Genomic DNA, 19,075 nt, shown 5'->3' on the forward strand with positions numbered 1-19,075 from the left:
TGGGGGATTGATGACAAGTTCCCCAGACAATAGAGTTTTCCAGGTCTTTAGCACTGCTGTGCTCAGCGATAGTTGTGCTCTCCTGTGACTTCGTAAGTGCCTGTCTCATGGCAGGCATTGTCAGGTCAGAAGCCTTCTCAGGCAGCCTCGAGCAACAGCGCCCAGTTAGCATCCCCCTGAAAGATGGGGGGTATGTATAAATTAGCGTTAAAGAACATGAACCAGCCACCGTCATCTTATCAACCAACAGGCGAGATGAGCTCCGATTCCTGATTCTTCACATTGCCGTTGATGCGCCTGAAGCCTCGCCCTTTAGGGCCGGGAAATAAGCACAGCATCTGGCGATCTCTTTTGCCACTTTACTGATCACATCCGGCCTCATCCATTTCCGGGCGGCTTCAGCCATCAGGAGAAAGGGTAGTGGTCGTGTATATGAGCCAGGCCAAAAAAAGGTGTGATATCGATCGCCTGGAAAGTTGAAACGGTTCAACGCTGGCGCAGCAACACTACGCGTTGCTGCTATGCTTACCGTACTATGCGAAGTGTAAATATTCATTACCTAGTGTGATTGATTTTCCGGGCAGGCATCTGTTTTTACTGATAAAATTCTCTAAAGGCGCCCTGATTACCAGGCATTAGGCGTACTACTGGCGCCTATTATGATATCGACTTTCAAAAGGATGCTGCGGGTTCAGTGTTGCAACCTGGCAACATGTTTTGAGGTAATGACATCTTTTAGTGGTTTGCCTTCAGGCCACGTGAACAGATTGAGTAATTACAGGCCCTCATGATGACTGAACAGACGCTCGCTAGACTGCTCAACATTGATCAAACGGTAAATCCTCCCCGTATCGCTGCCTCCGGTGACTGGGTGCTAGCGCATTATGCTTATCTGGAGCCTGCCGTCAGCGCGTTACAGCCTCAACTCCTTTCGAACGCCATTTTCGATCTGAGCCAGTTAGGGGCACTTGATACCGCGGGCGCCACGCTGCTGGTTAAGCTTATTGGTGAAAAAAATGTGCTTGAGCTCGAACGTATTGCACCAACGCTTCCCTTAGAGCGTCGTGTCCTGCTGCAAACAGTCAGATCGGCACTACAGAATTACGTCACCCCTCCTGCGCAGCATCAGCCGGGGATTGTGACCGAGCTATTGGCGAACATCGGTAAGTCGGTAGAAAGCTTCTGGCAGAATCTTGTTGCCCTCATCGGGTTTATCGGGCTGACGATGGAGGTACTTTTTGCCACCCTGTTGCGTCCTGCTCACTGGCGGGTGACTTCTCTGGTCGCTAATCTGCAGCAAATTGGCCTGAATGCCGTGCCTATCATTGCGTTGCTGACCTTTATGGTCGGCGCGGTAATTGCATTCCTGGGATCAACGGTACTGTCCACTTTCGGCGCCAGTATATTTACCGTTCAACTGGTGGCGTTTTCATTCCTGCGCGAATTTGCCGTGCTGCTGGCGGCAATACTGATGGCCGGGCGAACTGCCAGTGCCTTCACTGCACAGATTGGCCTGATGAAGGCTAATGAAGAAATTGATGCTATCCAGACAATGGGGCTAAATCCGGTTGAACTGCTGGTGCTTCCACGCGTGATGGCGCTGCTTGTGGCGCTGCCAATGATGACCTTCATCGGTATGATCTGCGGGATTTTGGGTGGTATTGTTGTATGTGCTTTAACACTGGATATATCCCCAACAATGTTTTTAACCATAATGCAGAACAACGTCGGCTTTGAGCATTTTTGGGTGGGAATGATTAAAGCTCCGGTGTTTGCTTTCCTGATTGCCATCATCGGTTGTCTCGAAGGATTTAAGGTCAGCGGAAGTGCTGAATCGGTGGGAGAACATACCACCGCAAGCGTTGTACATTCAATATTCGTAGTGATCCTGCTGGATGCGGTTGCGGCACTGTTTTTCATGGAGATGGGATGGTAAAAGACATGAGTCAGGACGCCATAATTCGCATTCGTAAACTGCGTAACTGCTTCGGTCCGCAGTGTGTACACGTCGATCTCGACCTCGATGTGTGTCGTGGCGAAATACTGGGTGTAGTGGGCGGGTCGGGTACCGGAAAGTCAGTGCTCCTGCGTAGCATCGTCGGTCTTCGTCACCCGACGGACGGACGAATTGAGGTATTTGGTGAAAATATCACCGAACTCAGTGGCGTGCGCCGCTCCGTGCTAGAAAGGCGTTTTGGCGTCCTGTTTCAGCGAGGGGCATTGTTCAGCTCGCTGACAGTCACGGAGAACGTGGCTCTGCCGCTAATTGAGTTTGCTGGGCTTCCTCGCCGCGACGCCGAGCAGCTGGCGCAGGTTAAACTCGCACTGGCTGGTTTGCCCGGCAGCGCCGGAGATAAATATCCCTCGTCACTTTCAGGTGGCATGGTGAAACGCGCTGCACTGGCCAGAGCGCTGGCTTTGGATCCGGAAATCCTGTTCCTTGATGAGCCAACCGCTGGTCTCGACCCTATAGGTGCCGCCGCGTTTGATAACCTCATTGCCACGCTGCGCAATGCGCTTGGGTTAACTGTATTCTTAGTTACACACGATCTGGATACCCTTTATACAATTTGCGACAGGGTAGCGGTGCTTTCGCAAAAAAAAGTTTTAGTCGTGGATTCACTGGACGTGGTGGCAGCAACGCCAGATCCCTGGATTCAGGAATATTTCCACGGCCCACGCGGGCGAGCAGCACAGCAGACTCAGGCGACGTTACAAGAGGGGCAATAAAAAAATGGAAACTCGCGCTCACCATGTTCTCATTGGATTGTTCACTCTCATCATTTTCACTGCAGTGCTATTGTTTAGCCTGTGGCTGAGCAAATCTGACAGAGATCGCCAGTTCCACACGTACGACATCGTATTTAGCGAGGCGGTGAGCGGCCTTTCCCAGGGAAGTACAGTTAATTTTAGCGGGATCCGGGTTGGTGAGGTGGTTCAGCTTCGCCTGGACAGGGATAACCCCGGTAAAGTTTGGGCCCGGATCAGAGTTGAGGCCTCTACGCCTGTTCGCCAGGATACCAAGGCACGGCTGGCTATGGCAGGTATTACCGGGACATCAATTATTCAGCTTAGCGGTGGAAGTGAAACCAGCCCGGTGCTGGAGGGAGAAAATGATAGGATCCCTGTGATCATTGCAACCCCTTCTCCGCTGAACCAGTTGCTTACTAATGGCGAAGATGTAATGACCAACGTTAATGAGGTCCTGTTACGCTTAAATCAGATACTCACTACGGAAAATCAGCAGCGAATAGTCAAAACGTTAGACAACCTGGAAAAAATTACTGGTACCGTGGCCGATCAGCGTGAAGATATCAGTACCATCCTGCAGCAACTGGCGATAGTGACGAAACAAAGTAACGAGACGCTGGCGCAAACCAACCGTCTGATGCGCAATGCAAACTTGCTGCTGGACGGTAAGGGGAAAGATTTGGTTAATAATGCGGCCAATACCCTGGCACTATTGCAAAAGACGACCAGTCTGTTAAATCAGATCGTCATCGATAATCAGCATTCACTTAACAACGGCATTCAGGGATTTAACGAACTGGGGCCAGCCTTAGCTGAATTACGCAAAACCCTGGCCACTTTACGCGGAGCGATCAATAGCCTGGAAGCAAACCCAGCGGCCCTTTTAAGAGGGCCGGAACGTATGAAGGAGTTTACACCATAATGGCCGTTTTTACTCTTGGGTTTTCCTGTTTACCTCGCAAGAATCTAAGGCTGCTGATTGTGCTGGTATGTCTGCCGTTGGCCGCATGCACGGTGTTGCCGCAAAGACCTGTTTCGCAGGTTTGGTTATTGCCAGCCCAGCCGGGAGTGCCTGCCAGCGGTCCAACCATAAACCGATCGCTGCGTGTTATGCAGCCCAGTACCAGCCAGTTTATCAACAGTTCACGTATTGCGGTTCAGCCTCAGGGTGCAGAGATAACAGTCTACAGCGGGTCGCGCTGGAGTGATTCGGTGCCTGTATTGTTTCGTAATCGTTTGACACAGGAATTGCGCACGGATGGCCGTTTCATTTCTGTCAGTAGTGATGAAGATAATTTGCAGGCCGATTTTGAACTCGGGGGGGATTTATCCTCATTCCAGGGGGTCTATAGCGATAAAAAAGACGAAGTGCTGATTCAGTTTGACGCGCGTCTGGTGCAAACATCCGACCGTCGCGTGATAGCCAGCCAGCGTTTCGTGATACATCAACCCATAAGCGGTAGTTCGATGAGCCAGGTCGTCGAGGCCTTTGGCCTGGCCAGCGACAGGCTTGCCGCAGATATACTTCGCTGGCTGGGAAACTCCAGCGCGATGAGGTCACCTTGAACATAAAACGCATTAAGCGCACCAATGCTGTTAGAACCATTTAGTAATGTCACTTTTTATCCAGATAGAAATGTCACCTTAGAGTAAGCTAAACTGAATGCACTTCTAAGGGACTCAACGCATGTTGGTGACCATGTCAGATAAAGAGATTCATCGCTTGCCAGTGATACAGGCAGTTTGTGAAAAGCGTCTACGCCGTCGCGATGCTGCATCACAGCTTGGCATTTCATAACGTCAGGCACAACGGCTTATCAATCGTTACCGGGTTTCTGGTGCTGAAGGTCTTGTCAGCCGCAAGCGTGGCCAGCCCAGCAACCGCAGGTTGACCGAATCTCTCAAACTACGCGTGCTCAAACTGATACGTGAGAACTACAGCGATTTTGGACCCACGCTGGCCGCTGAAAAACTCAGAGAGCGCCATGATATCCGGCTTTCTATCGAGACCGTCCGCAACTGGATGACGTCCGACGGACTCTGGGTTCCGCATGCTCGTCGCAAGTCACGGGTTTATCAACCCCGACATCGGCGTGATTGCCTGGTTGAACTTATCCAGATCGACGGCTCCCACCATGACTGGTTTGAAGGCCGTGCGCCAAAATGCTGCCTTCTGGTCTTTATCGATGATGCCACCGGCCGTCTGATGCATCTGCGGTTCAGCGAATCAGAAACAGCCTTTGACTACATGCTGGCAACCCGGGAATACATTGAGCAGCATGGGAAGCCGGTATCGCTGTACAGTGATAAACACGCAATATTTCGCGTCAGTGGTCCGGAGAACCGCAATACCACCGTTACCCAGTTTGGACGTGTCCTCTATGGCCTGGCAATCGAGCTTATTTGCGCCAACAGCTCTGAAGCTAAAGGCCGCGTGGAACGTGCGAATCAGACACTTCAGGATCGGCTGATCAAAGAAATGCGTCTGGAAGGCATTACCGGCATTGAAGCCGCGAATGCCTGGCTTGCCACTTTCATCGCTGACTTTAACCGTCGGTTTTCACGACCAGCAAGGTTCCCGAAAGATTTGCATCGTCCGGTGCAGGAAAGCCCCGATGAATTAAGAGACATCTTTGCCTGGCATGATGTTCGTACCGTGTCGAAATCACTGACCTTCCAGTACGATAAGATCCTTTATCTCATTGACACGACAGAAGAAAATAGCCGTCTTGCCTGTGAGAAAATTAAAGTGCTGGATTATCCCGATGGCACCCTCGCCTTCCACTACGGACACCGGAGCCTTGAGTGCCAGGCATTCGATAAACTGGCCTGTGTCGACCAAGGGCAGATTGTTGATAACAAACGGCTCGGGACAGTACTCAGACTGGCACAGGTAAAACAGGATGAGCGGGAAAGCGAAGGCAAACGGCAACGAAGCAAAAAATCGCTCAGCCGTAAGGCTCAGATGCGCGTCCAGGAACAGCTCAGGGCTATCAATCCCGTTCTTGCAGACCCGAGCTTGTTTGTGGCAAGTTCAAAGCGGTAGAATCGACCATCAGTACTGCGAAGTACCAGGTAACCGTGAGCTCCCAAAAGGATACTCGAGATGATTAAATTCCCGACTAAAAAGCGCGTTGATTTATATAAAAATGCCGTCAGTTCTGAGCAATTACAGCTGGATCTGGCTGCGGCTCAGGAATTTATGTTCGATGCCTGGGAAACTGATGACCTGGACGTTGTGATGAAACTCATCAGAAAAGCTATCAAGAAATCCCCGCTCTGTGCTGACGCATACTCATTCTACTGCGAGATATCTCAAGAACCTCCTGAGTCAAAAATCGGGAATCTGGAAACGGCTTTGTACGCAGCCAGTATTGCTCTTGGCGAGGATTTTCAGGAATTTGCGGGCAATTTCTGGGGATTTGTCGAAACGCGTCCATATATGAGAGCAAAAGCAGCTTTGGCTGATGCTTTATGGGAGTCAGGTAATTTCTACCCTGCCATGGCTCATTGCCGCGAAATGCTCAAGCTCAACCCGAACGACAACCAGGGGATTCGCCATTTATTAGCGAACTATTATCTTGAACTCGAAATGGTGGATGATCTGACCTTACTACTGGATGATTATTCAGAAGATGTGCGCCCGTATCTTCAGTATACACGCGCCCTCCTCGCCTACAGACAGTCATCCCCTGATGCCGATGATATCGCCAGAACTGCGATTGATTCTAACAGCCACATCCCCGGCTTGTTATCAAAATGCCGTATGCAACCGAAGTCCAACAGTGGATATATTACATAAGGTTAATTGGATGAAGCCATTGATTAAGTGAATCATAATATTAAGTCATGGATGAGAACACCTACTGCAATAGAATGGATTGTCAAACACTCATCTAATTTAATATAAGGATTTATTTTTAATGTTTAATCTAATTATGGGCGGAGAACCTGACTATTTTGAACATTGGCCCATGTATGAAAAGGTTAATGGTAGTTGTGACTTCCCAATTTCACGTATGTTAGAAGGCACCTCTGAGGACATCCGACTGAAGTTAAGCCCCTTGAATGACAAGGCACTATCTTATATTGAGAAATTACCTACGTTATTCATGTCAGAGCTTTATTCCAGAAGTAATGTTGAGTACATTACTCTTCGGCTTGGTGTTATATCAAACCTACGAACAGTTAACAAAAACGTTGAGTTTGATTTTCAAATCACTCATTCACAAGATGATGTGGTTGTAATAGACAAAGAGTTATATCAAAAAGTTTTAGAATTAGGTTCATATGGATTGAAACGTACTCACTGGGGAATAAAGTCTAGCGATTTAAATCAAACACTAGCCCTTCTAAATATAACAACAAGAAGCACCCCACTCCCTCCTGCCGAAGCACTTCCCGATGAGACCGATAATTACCCAATAATTGATAATATTCAAAGTTTCATGGCGTGTGTTTTAGAGCAAGAACATAAAGAAGATGAAGAGATCTTTTATCGTGGACATTCTGACGTATCTTATGAGTTAGCCCCATCTGTTTTCAGGAAAAACAAAAAAGGTAACTTTAAGCATTTACACAATGAATCAAGCTTAGTCCGTGAAGCCTTAACAGCAAGGCCAGCTGAGTTTGTTGATGATAAAACAATGCTAGATAAGTTAGTAAGGATGCAACATTACGGATTGCCAACTCGTTTGTTGGATATAACATCAAATCCATTAATCGCTCTGTATTTCGCTTGCTGTGACATTAGTAATAATGAACTAACAAATGAGATTGATGGACATGTGATTATTTTCAAAACCAAAAGGGAACGTATAAAATTTTTTGATTCTGATACAGTAAGTTGCATCTCAAACATATCAATGCTAAGCCAAACCTTGAAAGATCAGCTGGATTGCAATATGGACAAGGAGACTTTCAATAAAATTGAAGCTTGTCAAAAACTCATACATTATATTAAGGATGAAAAGCCTTATTTTAAAGATGTAATTTTACCAACAGATTTGGAAAGGTTAATTTTCGTTAAAGGACGAAATAATAATGAAAGAATATCATCACAGTCAGGTGCATTCTTATTATTCGGAAATAATGCTGTTTATCCAGATTTAGTATCAAATCCTGATGATTCTATGCAAGAGTTTAAAGTAGAAAAAATAGTGATCAGAAACAAAGCTAGAATAATGAAGGAACTCGCAAGGCTAAATATTACAGATGCGACTGTCTATCAGGGTATGGAAAGGACAATGAAACTAATTGCGGCCAAATTTTCCGCAGGAGATTGAGAAGCATTGAAAAGTGCCACTTATACCTTACAAGTAAAAGAGGTACTTTGAAATTTCATTTATATAGGTTTTTAAAGTTCAATAGTGCTCCTTTGTCCTAGAACACCAATAGCATGAAACCTCACAAAGTTCTGTTTCAGATAGGTTAAAGGTAATTTCAGTTGCATCTTTTCTACTATACTTCCTTTTCGAATCTTTAGGGTTATTTAGATGCTTTTGTAATTTCTGGATCGACCACCCTTTCTTGAAGTAATACACTGGGTGAGCAAGGCCTTTATAATCAATTAGCTTCGATGTAATATACTCCTCCGATAAAACATATCTATGCCACAGATCTGCAATATCAATTTCATGTATTTTTTGATATTTAAAGATAAATAGTGGTGAAATCATCTCCAATGCTTTCATTGAAAGCCATAATGGTTCTTTTTCTCCGGTATGACAAAAGTTACAACTCCATTGATATATGTTTTTTATATCATCTAAAGAACATGGCAAGTCTAGACATTTTGTGTGTTTTAACTCATTGAGGATGTGCGTAAAAGGCAACTCATAAGATTCATCATTCCTTCCATTCTTTTTAATTATATTTAAACTTCTAAATCCGATAATGCTTTTTATTTTATTTTCAAGCGCCACTCTTATTTTGAACGGAATAGAATAAACGCTAAAAACCTGACCTGCATGCTGCTCTATTGTTGCGTAAGTGTTGGGTAGGAGTGGCGAAGCGGCCAAGTGGAAAAAGGCGTGCTCTGCAATCCTAGATTGACCGTACGAGAGTACGTGCTTTCCACCTAAATAAAACCCTTTTGTTGTAGCAAATTGCTCAAGGTCTGCCGCGAAATTCTCCATTAAAACTGCTTTATCATTTTGGTGGAATTTTAAACCAAATAGTTCGTTCTCCTTATTAAGGCTTAACAATCTTTCTCCTTGTTCAATAATGATTTTTATGTGTGCTTCATTATTGGATAATAGATTTCTTTTACTCGGGAATTTACCAATGCTTTCATTGTTGGGTTTTTGTTCCCTTAGAGCGCCAAGATAACCAGTTAATTTAACAATTAGTTCATCTAATGATTTATTCATAATCCCTCCGAATCAGTAATTTTTCTATTTTCTAATAGTCAATTTCATGAAAAAAATTGTTAATACATTTAAAAAGAAAGTTTGACCAGACTCCAGAGATGCAACTGGTTCAATATCATGTGGATAAAGTTTTTGTCGATGCAGAAGTAACTCTACTGTGCTTCATGACGATAACATAGGCCAAAAGTGCCCTTTCTATTTTGCACAAAGAGGTGACACTTTAAAACTGCATTGACAAATGCTGTAACAAAAAAGTTGTAATGTCCGTGCTGGGGCTGCGGATGTTTTCCTGGACTGTTATGTTGTGATCCCAAGATGCTGCCGGTACTTCACAGGACTCATTGCACCTAATGATAGCTTGATACGTTTCTCGTTATACCAGCGTATGTACCTGTCCAGGAAGCAGATAAATTTTTCCAGCGTGATACCCGCCCAGTCTCTGCCATAGAACATTTCGTTTTTGATACGCCCGAAGAAGCCTTCACACGCAGCATTATCCGACGAGCATCCTTTGCGCGACATGGACCTTATAAGTCCGGAGGTGTTGATACGCTCGAGCCAGCCCGGCCACCGGTAATGGCCACCACGATCGCTGTGTATCACCGGTTTATCATGTTCGTTGAGCGTATCGAGTGCGTCATCGAGCATCGTATTCACCAGCGTCGCGTCCGGGCGTGTTCCTATCGACCAGCTTACAACCTGGCCATCAAAGCAGTCGATAACCGGCGACAGATAGACTTTTCCAGCCGGAAGCTGGAACTCCGTAATATCGGTCAGCCACTTCTCATTTGGCCTGCAGGAACTAAAATCCCGGGCGAGTAAATTTTCCGGTGCCGGACCGATTTCGCCACAGTAAGAGTTAAATCGTCGTCGCCTGGTGCGCTTAACAACGAGCTGCTCTTCTGCCATCACTCTGCGGACAACCTTTTCAGAAATAACCCTGTTGTTACTGCGAAGCATCGCGTGAAGGCGCCGGTAGCCGTAACAGCGGTAATTCTCCTCAAAGATATCGGCCATGATCACGCGTATTTCCGCATACTTATCGTACAGACGTTTGCTGGCTTTGTGGTAAAAATAACAGGTGCGGGCAAGTTGCAGAACGCTTAGCAACTCAGCAACGGGGTACTTTTTCTTAAGGGCATCAACTATCAGGGTTTTCTCCCTGTTTTTCAGTTTCAGAAAGCTGATGCCCAGATCTTTTTTTATCAGTTCATTCGCCTTTGTCAGTATGTCACGTTCGAGCTGCAGCTGATGAACCTGCTTCCTGAGACGCTGGATTTCACCGAGTAAAGCATCCTGATTTTTATCCTGAGGGGCTGCCTTTCGTTTGCGCATGGATTGATAAGCCTCGTCACTGATAAGGTCTTTCTTCCATTTGTACAGGACCGGGACGCTGACGCCTATGCTTTGTGCAACTTTACGCGCGGTTCCACGTCGGTTACAGAGCTCCCGGACGGCCTGAGACCTCTCTTCCGGGCTGAAGCATTTGCTTGTGCCTGAGCGAATGACCAGGGGACGCGCATTTGGGTAAAACTCTTCAATCCAGCGCTTTAGAATTTCGTTACTGGGGTAGCCGATGGCTCGGCGAGTGTACGACAGGCAACCACCGTGAGGAAGATAATGCTCAACAGCAGCAATTTTCTGTGTACGTGAATAGCGTTCTCTTGGCTTTAATTCCCTGGGTAAATCGCCCTTCTCTTCATAAACCCGAACCCAACGGCCCAGCTGTTTTGTGGAAGGATATCCCAGCTCCATGACGACAACGGAGGCTTTCTTTCCGTACCGGTAATAGAGTTCGACGGCCCGAATCCGGTCCTCGTATGAATGCATAAATTAACTCCTGAAGGTCCAGGAATTTGTCCACACTTCCACCTTCAGCTGCTACATAGTTTTGGTCATGACGATTTATTAAAAGGCTCATAAAGGTTCAAATCATTACATAATAACTATTATTGTTTCTTATCAATAAATTATGGAAAAACATACCTTGACCGAGGCATCCATAGTGCTATGTTTACGGTAAGCGACACAGCGCTTGGGCTGCACTCCTGAGGGACCATGACATTCGAGGATGATGCCTGTCTGCTATGTCAGGTTGGTCAAACCCTTCGCCCCGCAAGCGAGACAATCAGCAAGGAAGATTAATAGTATTGGCAATCTGTAGCGAAGAGTTGCAGTACTGCCCCTTCCATCATCCACAATGATAGCTATCAGTAAGTTAACGAAAATGAGAGTGCATCGGAAATGCTCGAAGTTGAATTTCAGGAATGGTTGAAGAGCAGAGGCGCCAAAACGCAAGCAGGCCTCAATTCCCGTATTTATGCTGTCAAAACTATAGAAAAAAATCTCGCAGCACTTGGTTCTCCTCATGCAGATCTGGATGCAGCCTACCAGGCGGATGGATTTGCGCAATTGCGGCAGCGGATCAAAGAGATTCGCCGTGATGCCAAAGACAACGGCAATGACTATCGGTTACTAATGCCTGAATCAGAGCAACCGCTTAACCGATTGTCCAACTGGAATAGCTGGCTCGGACAATATGGACGTTTTCTGAGCGGTGATGACTCTCAGGCCGACGAAATTCGGGATTATGTCCTTGAAAACTACATCACCCCAGCCAGAGAGCGAGGTGACGCAAGTGTCACCCTGGTAGTTGGTCCTCTGAATACTGAAATGGGTCTCGACAAGGGATGGCCGAACATCTGTCAGGCTCTTGATGGTCAAAAATTTCAGGAACTAGCGGATGTTCCCCCTCCGGTGACGGAAGGGCCTAAAAAGAGCACAACCCGGAAATATACGTTCATCCTTACGGAAGGAAGCGAACTGGTGGCCCAGACTAAACCAACTCCGACTAACCTTATTTTTTACGGTCCTCCAGGTACCGGAAAGACCTATCACACGGCGAGGGAAGCCGTAGCGCTCTGCGATGGCAAAGATGCCTATCCGAACTCAAAAGATGGGCGTGCGGCCCTGATGGCGCGCTATAACGAACTGATGGCAGAAAAGAGAATCTCTTTCGTCACATTCCACCAGAGCTATGACTACGAAACCTTCGTTGAGGGCCTTCGTCCAGAAATCGGTGAAGATGAGTCTTCGTCTGCTGGATTCAGACTCATGCCTACGCCGGGGCTCTTCAGAGAAATTTGTGCCCTTGCCGATCAGGCCAGAACACAACCCCGTGCACAGACAGATGCCTCGGCACTGCAACTATCCCAGAAACGCTTCTGGAAAATGGGGCAAGGGACAATTGGCACCGAAGACGATGTGTATGAAGATGCCCGCGACAATGGGTATATCGCTCTGGGGTGGGGTGGGACCATAGACTGGAGCGCGGATAGATTCTCATCGTTCAACGCGATTCATGATGAATGGATCAAGCAAAATCCAGGGAATCTGACGCCTAGTAACTGGACGCAAACCTATCCCTTCCGTTGCGAAATGAAGCCTGGTGATATCGTGATTGTCCCTTACGGGAACACTGCGTTTCGCGCTATCGCTGAAATAACTGGTGATTACTATTTCGTTCCTGAAGCCGAAGGTTACTATGCCCACCGCCGCCCAGTTCGCTGGCTACTGACCCTTGATGAACCACTGCCACTCGATACAATTATCGATGGTAACTTCACCATGCGGACGCTCTATTCCATTGCCACCAGTCGTGTGAATATCCCGGCGCTAGGCAGACTGCTCTCGAGTACAGAGAACCTGGATAATAGTTCCGATGTTAAAGGACAACCAGAACAATTCGTCCTCATTATTGATGAGATCAACCGGGCAAATATCTCGAAAGTGTTCGGTGAACTGATTACGTTAATTGAGCCGGATAAACGTCTTGGAATGCCTGATGCACTCACCGTAACTCTGCCTTATTCGAAAAAGAAAGATTTTGGCATCCCCGCCAACCTTCATATCATAGGCACCATGAATACCGCCGATCGATCCATCGCATTGCTCGACACAGCATTAAGGCGGCGATTCAACTTCCGGGAAATGGCTCCCGACGCGACCCTGCTAAGTGAAGTAGAGGGGATCGATCTCAAAGCCGTTCTTACCACCATCAACCAGCGTATTGAATATCTTATAGGTCGGGAATATCGCATTGGACACGCCTTCTTTATCAATTGTGAATCCAGGGCACAAGTTGAAGATGCAGTGCGCAATAAGGTCATACCGCTGTTACAAGAGTATTTCTTCGAGGACTGGAGCCGAATCGCGGCAGTGCTGGGCGATGGTTTTATGCAGGAAGCGCAGATTTTACCGCCACCCGGAATAGAGGGGGAACCATTATCAAGCTGGTCGGTACGTGCACCGTTCATAAATGACGCCTTTGATCGACTGATAGGCAAAACCAGAACGTTAAATGTCACCGATCTTGAGGTGGCTGGTGAATCGAAAGAATGACGCACCTCACGGTTCGCGAATGGGGTGGTGTTTGTGTGAACACTGAAAGCAGCATAAACGCTCCTCATGCTTTTACCCGCCCTCAGGCTAACGCGCTGCTTACGGCGGCGCGCGAGCATCCGCTGGCAAATCAGCACGGTACTAATATCTTAATCGATCGCCATAGCAAAATTATTGCCGGGCAAATGGTTGGGGTCATTGCCGCTCCGGGATGTAGTCTTGAGATCCTGCCCAAATTCGACGACGAGACGATAGAACCGGACGCCACAATACGCAATCGCCTGATACGTATGCTTGATGTCGCCCTCGGCCTTAAACTCGGCAATGGACAGGCTGCAACAATGGCGAGACAAGCTGAAAGCTTACTTGAGATACTCATCCGCTTGTTCGCCGAGCGACTCTTATCTGAAGTACATCGGGGATTACCGCGCACCTATTTGGCACAGGAAGACGATTTGCCCTCATTGCGCGGAAGGCTCAATATCAAACGACAATTCACTACGCTTGCCGTCCGCCCCGACCGTCTCGCCTGTCGTTACGACGAACTGTCGGCTGATACCGCCCTGCTTCGAATTATGAAGGCGTGTGTAGTTCTGCTTCACCATTATGCCCGCGCTGCTGATACGCTCCGTCGTCTGAATGAATTGCGCATCCTGTTATCGGGTGTTAGCGACGTCCCTTTCAGTCATCTGCCGTGGTCACAGGTACGGATCGACCGAACCAATCATCGCTGGGAAGCCCTCTACAATCTGGCACGTCTTCTCCTGCGACGCGACTGGCAAGCTACACACCACGATAAACGAGCGCAGAACGGGATTACACTGCTTTTCCCAATGAACGACCTGTTCGAGGCATATATAGCGGCGCTGGCGAAGCGTGCTGTACGCGGTACGGAATGGACGGTTCGTGCACAGGCAGGCAGGTTATACTGTCTGATCGAGGACGTAAAAGAAGGCAAACCACGCTTCCAGACCCGACCAGATCTGCTTATCGAGCGGAACCATCAGATTGTTATGATCATAGACACTAAATGGAAGCGTATTGGTCGTCATCCCGAAGATGCCAGGCATGGCATATCGCAGGCTGATGTCTACCAGATGATGGCCTATGCACGGATTTATCAATGCCCACAAGTTATGCTTCTCTATCCACATCATGCAGGTCTGGGAACGCAACCTCTGAATGCAGGCTATAGGATTCTAGCAGGCAAGGAACAATTACAGGTGGCTAGTGTGAATCTGGTTCTCGATGAGGACAAGATTGTCGAGCAGTTAATTAACCTACTCAGCATCAACACGCAGTGAGGTGAAAAGGCGAGACCGGTGCACCTTGAGGCTCGGCACGGCTTTGTTGAATAAATCAGATTTCGGGTAAGTCTCCCCCGTAGCGGGTTGTGTTTTCAGGCAATACGCACGCTTTCAGGCATACCTGCTTTCGTCATTTTGTTCAGCGCTCGTACCAGGGCCATAGCCTCCGCAACCTGGCCATCGTAGTCACGCAGCGTCAGTGAACCCCCGAACAGCTCTTTTACCCGGTACATCGCCGTTTCCGCTATCGAGCGACGGTTGTAATCTGTTGTCCATTTCCACCGCGCATTACTCCCGGTCATTCGCTGATTAGCCACTGCACGGTTACGGTCTGCATATTCACCGGGCCAGTAACCCGCACCTTTTCGGGGACGGATAAGGGCGCTGATTTTCTTACGCCGCAGTTCATCGTGACAGAGCCGGGTGTCGTAAGCGCCGTCTGCCGATGCTGCCCTGATTTTTCTGTGAGTCTGCCGGATAAGACCCGGGAAGGCTTCTGAGTCCGTCACATTGTTCAGCGACAGGTCTGCACAGATGATTTCATGTGTTTTGCTGTCAACTGCCAGATGCAACTTTCGCCATATACGACGGCGTTCTTTGCCGTGTTTTTTGACTTTCCATTCGCCTTCACCAAAGACCTTCAGCCCGGTGGAATCAATCACCAGATGCGCGATTTCACCTCGGGTGAACGTTTTGAAACTGACATTAACCGACTTTGCGCGCTTGCTGACACTGGTGTAATCCGGGCAGCGCAACGGAACATTCATCAGTGTAAAAATGGAATCAATGAAACCCTGTGCAGCCCGCAGGGTCAACCTGAACACGCGTTTAATGACCAGAACGGTGGTGATGGCGAGATCAGAATAGCGCTGAGGTCTTCCCCGTGATGAAGGCGTTGCCGACTCATACCAGGCCTGAATAGCTTCATCATCCAGCCAGAAAGTTATGGAGCCACGGTTGATGAGGGCTTTATTGTAGGTGGGCCAGTTGGTGATTTTGAACTTTTGCTTTGCCACGGAACGGTCTGCGTTGTCGGGAAGATGCGTGATCTGATCCTTCAACTCAGCAAAAGTTCGATTTATTCAACAAAGGCAGTAACGTATTGAACGCAAGATATTTTAATATTGTATTTATGGTTACTTTTTCTTCTTCATCATGTGTAGTAAATTGAAGGGACAACTTCCTGACGACATCAATGGATAATGATCATGGCTACCAATCCTGACGGATACCTCTCTTATTTGAAACCAGGCAGTACTGACTGGAAAGCATTAGATTATAAATCATATATATATTGGCGTGATCGCAGGCAGAACAAAATATTAGAAGATGCAGGCACACCAATTCCGCAACCATTACCTCTATCCGAAGGAGAAAATAAAAAATTAAAAGACAACCAAGCATATGTTAATGAATTTTTATTAAAATCATTACAATTCCCTAACCTCTCATTCTTCGCTGGTAGCGGCACGTCACTTGGTGATGTTGGTGGACCAAGCATGTGGGATCTTTGGAAGTTTGCAATGTGGGAAAACCCTTTATTGCTAGAAAATGGGCAATTGAAGCCAGATGCAATAACTGTTTGTGATAAAGTAAGATATTCAGAACGAGACTACCCAAACATTGAACACTTTCTTTCAAATTGTGAAGCATACTTAGCTTTCCATGATGATGAAAATGTATTGAATTTTTTAAACCAAGTTAAATTGATTATTTTAGACAAATGTCGTTCATTTATTGATGATGGAAATTGCGATCTTACAGCCTACGTGAATTTACTTCAAAAAATGGCAAGAAGAAGAGTAAGAGACCCTAGGCTTAAAGTTTTTACCACTAACTATGATTTAACTTTTGAAACAGCTGCTTCAGAATTAGGAATGATGGTAGTAGATGGTCTTTCCTATACAGGCCTTCGTAGGTTCGATGGTAAGTACTTTAACTATGATGTCGTGAAAAGAGATGAAAACGAGCACGAATTTATAGAAGGTGTATTCCAATTATTCAAACTTCACGGCTCAGTTAGTTGGATAAGAAAAGATGGGCAAATCTATGAATCTAACAAACCTGAAGCCACAAACGCTTGTCTAATTTATCCTGCCAAAGGTAAATACCAACAAGCTTTTATCCAACCTCACTTGGAGTTACTTTCAAGACTTCTTGATTTCTTAAGAAAAAAGAATAATTGTCTAGTGATATCTGGGTTTGGTTTTAATGATGATCACCTTTCTGAGCCAATTTATTCAGCAATTAAATCGAATCCGAGCATGCGATTAATTGTTGTGGATTATAAATGTGCAACCCATATACAAAACAATGGAGAAAACGGCTCAAGCAAATATTGGCCATTGCTAATGGAACTTGCATTATCAGGATATGATATACATTTTATAAACTCCTCATTTATTGATTTTGTCAAACTAGTTCCTAATCTCAAAGCATTAACACCAGCCGAACAATTAGCTAAAATCATAAAACAAGTTGGAGCTAACGATTAAATATGAAAAACATAACACTTCAACTTGGAATTCTAAGAAACGATCTAAAGGTGGGAGTTATTTCATCAATTTTCGCTCAAACCGTCAGAGTTAACCTAAATTATGCCGGTGAAATTAGCGGCACATATTTAGATGGCTCTAGATATGGTAAAGGCGAAGTTGGGGAAATATTATTAATTGAAGGTCAACAATCCATAGTATTAGGGCGATTAATAGAAGTTAAACTACCCGAACGTGATAGAGGAGAGATATCTGGTGAGTTACATAAGAACTATAAAGTTGATGCCGTAGGGGTAATTCAATTACTTGGTACAATAGATCCATCGAATTTCCGTATTGATTCAGGAATAAAATCCTACCCTCGATTAGGTGATAGAGTTTACTCTGCTCCTTTGGACTTTATATCTTTAATCCCAGAACTAATTAATAAAGGTCTCGTAAGTGATGAGGAAGAACGGGTCGGAATTGTTTTAGGATATATTTCAGGAGGTTCTACAAGTATAGTCACAGTTGAGCCAGATAAACTTTTTGGAAGACATTGCGCCATTCTTGGTGCTACTGGAGGAGGAAAAAGCTGGACAACAGCTAAACTGATAGAAGAATGCTCTAATTATGAAAATTCCAAGACAATAATCATTGATGCAACAAGCGAATATAGATCATTTCAATCAGAACACTGCTTACATTACCATTTAAGCTCACCAATAAATAAAAACATTAACTCCTTAGAGTTTAGAATACCACCTACTGATTTCATTGAATCAGATTTTGTTGCTATGTTTGATCCCTCTGGTAAGGTTCAGGGACCTAAACTTAAAGAGGCCATAAAAAGCCTTAGATTAGTATCATTAGACCCAACCATTGCAACTGATGGTATTTTGAAAAAAATAAACCAACCTAAAACAGATTATCGCCGCGCGATGAATACAGGAGATAACTCAAAACTTGTTGATAATCCATCCCAACCTTTTGATATAACTAAACTCATAAAGCAAATCGTTCAGGAATGTTGTTACGACAATGGTGACAATTCTTGGGGAAACGCTGCAACTCAAGACTTAAGCTATTGCTCTTCTCTTTTAACAAGAATTCAAGCTGTCACTTATGCGAGCTCATTAAAATCTGTTTTTAATAGTGGCGAGGAAATTGAAACATTAGGAACAATATTAGAATCCTTTTTATTGTCTAATAAACGGGTGCTCAGGTTATGCCTTAGTGATGTAAGCTATGAATTCTATGCAAGAGAAATTCTTGCAAATGTTATTGGAAGAAAGCTTTTAACACTAGCTCGTCTAGAAAAATTCAGACTTAATCCATTATTAGTCATAGTAGACGAAGCCCATAACTTTCTTGGTAAGCGAGTGGGATCAGAAGATCATGCGGTTAAACTTGATGCTTTCGAGATGATCGCAAAAGAAGGTCGAAAGTATGGCCTAAATATTTGCCTAACAACACAAAGGCCTAGAGATATTACAGAAGGTGTACTTAGTCAAATTGGAACCTTGTTAGTCCATCGTTTAACGAATGATAGAGATAGAGATGTTGTTGAGCGAGCTTGTGGTGAAATTGATAAATCTGCAGCATCATTTTTACCAAGCCTCAAGCAAGGAGAAGTTGCTCTGGTTGGTGTTGATTTCCCAATCCCCATGACTATACAAATAGACAAGCCTATATATCCTCCTGAATCTGATTCTCCAGGATACAGTAAAATATGGAAAAAATGATATACAGGGTCTTACGACCCTGTTTG

At 45.8% G+C, this 19,075-nt stretch carries 13 protein-coding genes and 1 pseudogene; 11 read left to right on the forward strand and 3 right to left on the reverse strand.

The window, feature by feature from the left end:
- Positions 1-790 precede the first annotated feature (790 nt).
- From AC3EMD_RS27620 to AC3EMD_RS27650, 7 genes and pseudogenes are all read left to right on the forward strand, one after another.
- Positions 791-1,936 (forward strand): MlaE family ABC transporter permease, encoded by a 1,146-nt coding sequence (locus tag AC3EMD_RS27620; RefSeq protein WP_302074232.1) that lies wholly within the window; start codon positions 791-793, stop codon positions 1,934-1,936.
- On the forward strand, positions 1,930-2,730 hold the full coding sequence (locus tag AC3EMD_RS27625) for an ABC transporter ATP-binding protein (RefSeq protein WP_040107888.1): 801 nt from the start codon (positions 1,930-1,932) through the stop codon (positions 2,728-2,730). Before AC3EMD_RS27620 ends, AC3EMD_RS27625 begins: the two co-directional genes overlap by 7 nt.
- Before the next feature lie 4 nt (positions 2,731-2,734).
- Entirely contained in the window at positions 2,735-3,673 is a 939-nt protein-coding gene (locus AC3EMD_RS27630) for an MlaD family protein (protein ID WP_055323524.1), read from the forward strand.
- Positions 3,673-4,317, forward strand: coding sequence for an ABC-type transport auxiliary lipoprotein family protein (locus AC3EMD_RS27635; RefSeq protein WP_302074218.1), 645 nt, complete (start codon positions 3,673-3,675; stop codon positions 4,315-4,317). Before AC3EMD_RS27630 ends, AC3EMD_RS27635 begins: the two co-directional genes overlap by 1 nt.
- Before the next feature lie 133 nt (positions 4,318-4,450).
- A pseudogene (locus AC3EMD_RS27640) lies at positions 4,451-5,797 on the forward strand (ISNCY family transposase).
- Positions 5,798-5,857: 60 nt separating this feature from the next.
- The gene (locus AC3EMD_RS27645; protein ID WP_302074219.1) at positions 5,858-6,553 is read left to right on the forward strand and encodes a tetratricopeptide repeat protein; all 696 of its coding nucleotides are present in this window, start codon (positions 5,858-5,860) and stop codon (positions 6,551-6,553) included.
- 121 nt (positions 6,554-6,674) lie between these two features.
- Complete coding sequence (locus tag AC3EMD_RS27650; protein ID WP_302074220.1) at positions 6,675-8,036, forward strand: FRG domain-containing protein; 1,362 nt, start codon at positions 6,675-6,677, stop codon at positions 8,034-8,036.
- Positions 8,037-8,114: 78 nt separating this feature from the next.
- Here AC3EMD_RS27650 and AC3EMD_RS27655 read toward each other — a convergent pair whose 3' ends face one another.
- Both AC3EMD_RS27655 and AC3EMD_RS27660 read right to left on the reverse strand, forming a co-directional pair.
- On the reverse strand, positions 8,115-9,122 hold the full coding sequence (locus AC3EMD_RS27655; RefSeq protein WP_049155622.1) for a hypothetical protein: 1,008 nt from the start codon (positions 9,120-9,122) through the stop codon (positions 8,115-8,117).
- 297 nt (positions 9,123-9,419) lie between these two features.
- Positions 9,420-10,952 (reverse strand): IS3-like element ISKpn38 family transposase, encoded by a 1,533-nt coding sequence (locus AC3EMD_RS27660; RefSeq protein WP_302074221.1) that lies wholly within the window; start codon positions 10,950-10,952, stop codon positions 9,420-9,422.
- A 414-nt stretch (positions 10,953-11,366) separates the two neighbouring features.
- Between AC3EMD_RS27660 and AC3EMD_RS27665 the strand changes: the two genes are divergently transcribed.
- Both AC3EMD_RS27665 and AC3EMD_RS27670 read left to right on the forward strand, forming a co-directional pair.
- Positions 11,367-13,523 carry an AAA family ATPase gene (locus AC3EMD_RS27665; protein ID WP_302074222.1) on the forward strand — a complete coding sequence of 719 codons (2,157 nt, stop codon included), beginning with the start codon at positions 11,367-11,369 and terminating at the stop codon, positions 13,521-13,523.
- Entirely contained in the window at positions 13,520-14,827 is a 1,308-nt protein-coding gene (locus tag AC3EMD_RS27670) for an McrC family protein (RefSeq protein WP_302074223.1), read from the forward strand. The genes AC3EMD_RS27665 and AC3EMD_RS27670 overlap by 4 nt, the downstream gene beginning before the upstream one ends.
- A gap of 95 nt (positions 14,828-14,922) precedes the next feature.
- Here the strand turns inward: AC3EMD_RS27670 and AC3EMD_RS27675 are convergent, their stop codons facing one another.
- Positions 14,923-15,891: an IS5 family transposase gene (locus tag AC3EMD_RS27675; protein WP_302074224.1), complete on the reverse strand. Its 969-nt coding sequence runs from the start codon at positions 15,889-15,891 to the stop codon at positions 14,923-14,925.
- A 147-nt stretch (positions 15,892-16,038) separates the two neighbouring features.
- On the opposite strand from AC3EMD_RS27675, the gene AC3EMD_RS27680 reads away from it, so the two are divergent.
- The gene (locus AC3EMD_RS27680) at positions 16,039-17,325 is read left to right on the forward strand and encodes an SIR2 family protein (RefSeq protein WP_077259000.1); all 1,287 of its coding nucleotides are present in this window, start codon (positions 16,039-16,041) and stop codon (positions 17,323-17,325) included.
- Between the two features lie 2 nt (positions 17,326-17,327).
- Positions 17,328-19,049 carry an ATP-binding protein gene (locus AC3EMD_RS27685; protein ID WP_074422160.1) on the forward strand — a complete coding sequence of 574 codons (1,722 nt, stop codon included), beginning with the start codon at positions 17,328-17,330 and terminating at the stop codon, positions 19,047-19,049.
- Positions 19,050-19,075: the final 26 nt, after the last annotated feature.

This window comes from Klebsiella sp. PK18 (genome assembly GCF_057784655.1).

What these genes read in the sequence shown, in the direction of transcription:
- AC3EMD_RS27620 (WP_302074232.1), top strand. Translation starts at nt 791, where the DNA reads ATGACTGAACAGACGCTCGCTAGACTGCTCAACATTGATCAAACGGTA.
- AC3EMD_RS27625 (WP_040107888.1), top strand. Translation starts at nt 1,930, where the DNA reads ATGGTAAAAGACATGAGTCAGGACGCCATAATTCGCATTCGTAAACTG.
- AC3EMD_RS27630 (WP_055323524.1), top strand. Translation starts at nt 2,735, where the DNA reads ATGGAAACTCGCGCTCACCATGTTCTCATTGGATTGTTCACTCTCATC.
- AC3EMD_RS27635 (WP_302074218.1), top strand. Translation starts at nt 3,673, where the DNA reads ATGGCCGTTTTTACTCTTGGGTTTTCCTGTTTACCTCGCAAGAATCTA.
- AC3EMD_RS27645 (WP_302074219.1), top strand. Translation starts at nt 5,858, where the DNA reads ATGATTAAATTCCCGACTAAAAAGCGCGTTGATTTATATAAAAATGCC.
- AC3EMD_RS27650 (WP_302074220.1), top strand. Translation starts at nt 6,675, where the DNA reads ATGTTTAATCTAATTATGGGCGGAGAACCTGACTATTTTGAACATTGG.
- AC3EMD_RS27655 (WP_049155622.1), bottom strand. Translation starts at nt 9,122, where the DNA reads ATGAATAAATCATTAGATGAACTAATTGTTAAATTAACTGGTTATCTT.
- AC3EMD_RS27660 (WP_302074221.1), bottom strand. Translation starts at nt 10,952, where the DNA reads ATGCATTCATACGAGGACCGGATTCGGGCCGTCGAACTCTATTACCGG.
- AC3EMD_RS27665 (WP_302074222.1), top strand. Translation starts at nt 11,367, where the DNA reads ATGCTCGAAGTTGAATTTCAGGAATGGTTGAAGAGCAGAGGCGCCAAA.
- AC3EMD_RS27670 (WP_302074223.1), top strand. Translation starts at nt 13,520, where the DNA reads ATGACGCACCTCACGGTTCGCGAATGGGGTGGTGTTTGTGTGAACACT.
- AC3EMD_RS27680 (WP_077259000.1), top strand. Translation starts at nt 16,039, where the DNA reads ATGGCTACCAATCCTGACGGATACCTCTCTTATTTGAAACCAGGCAGT.
- AC3EMD_RS27685 (WP_074422160.1), top strand. Translation starts at nt 17,328, where the DNA reads ATGAAAAACATAACACTTCAACTTGGAATTCTAAGAAACGATCTAAAG.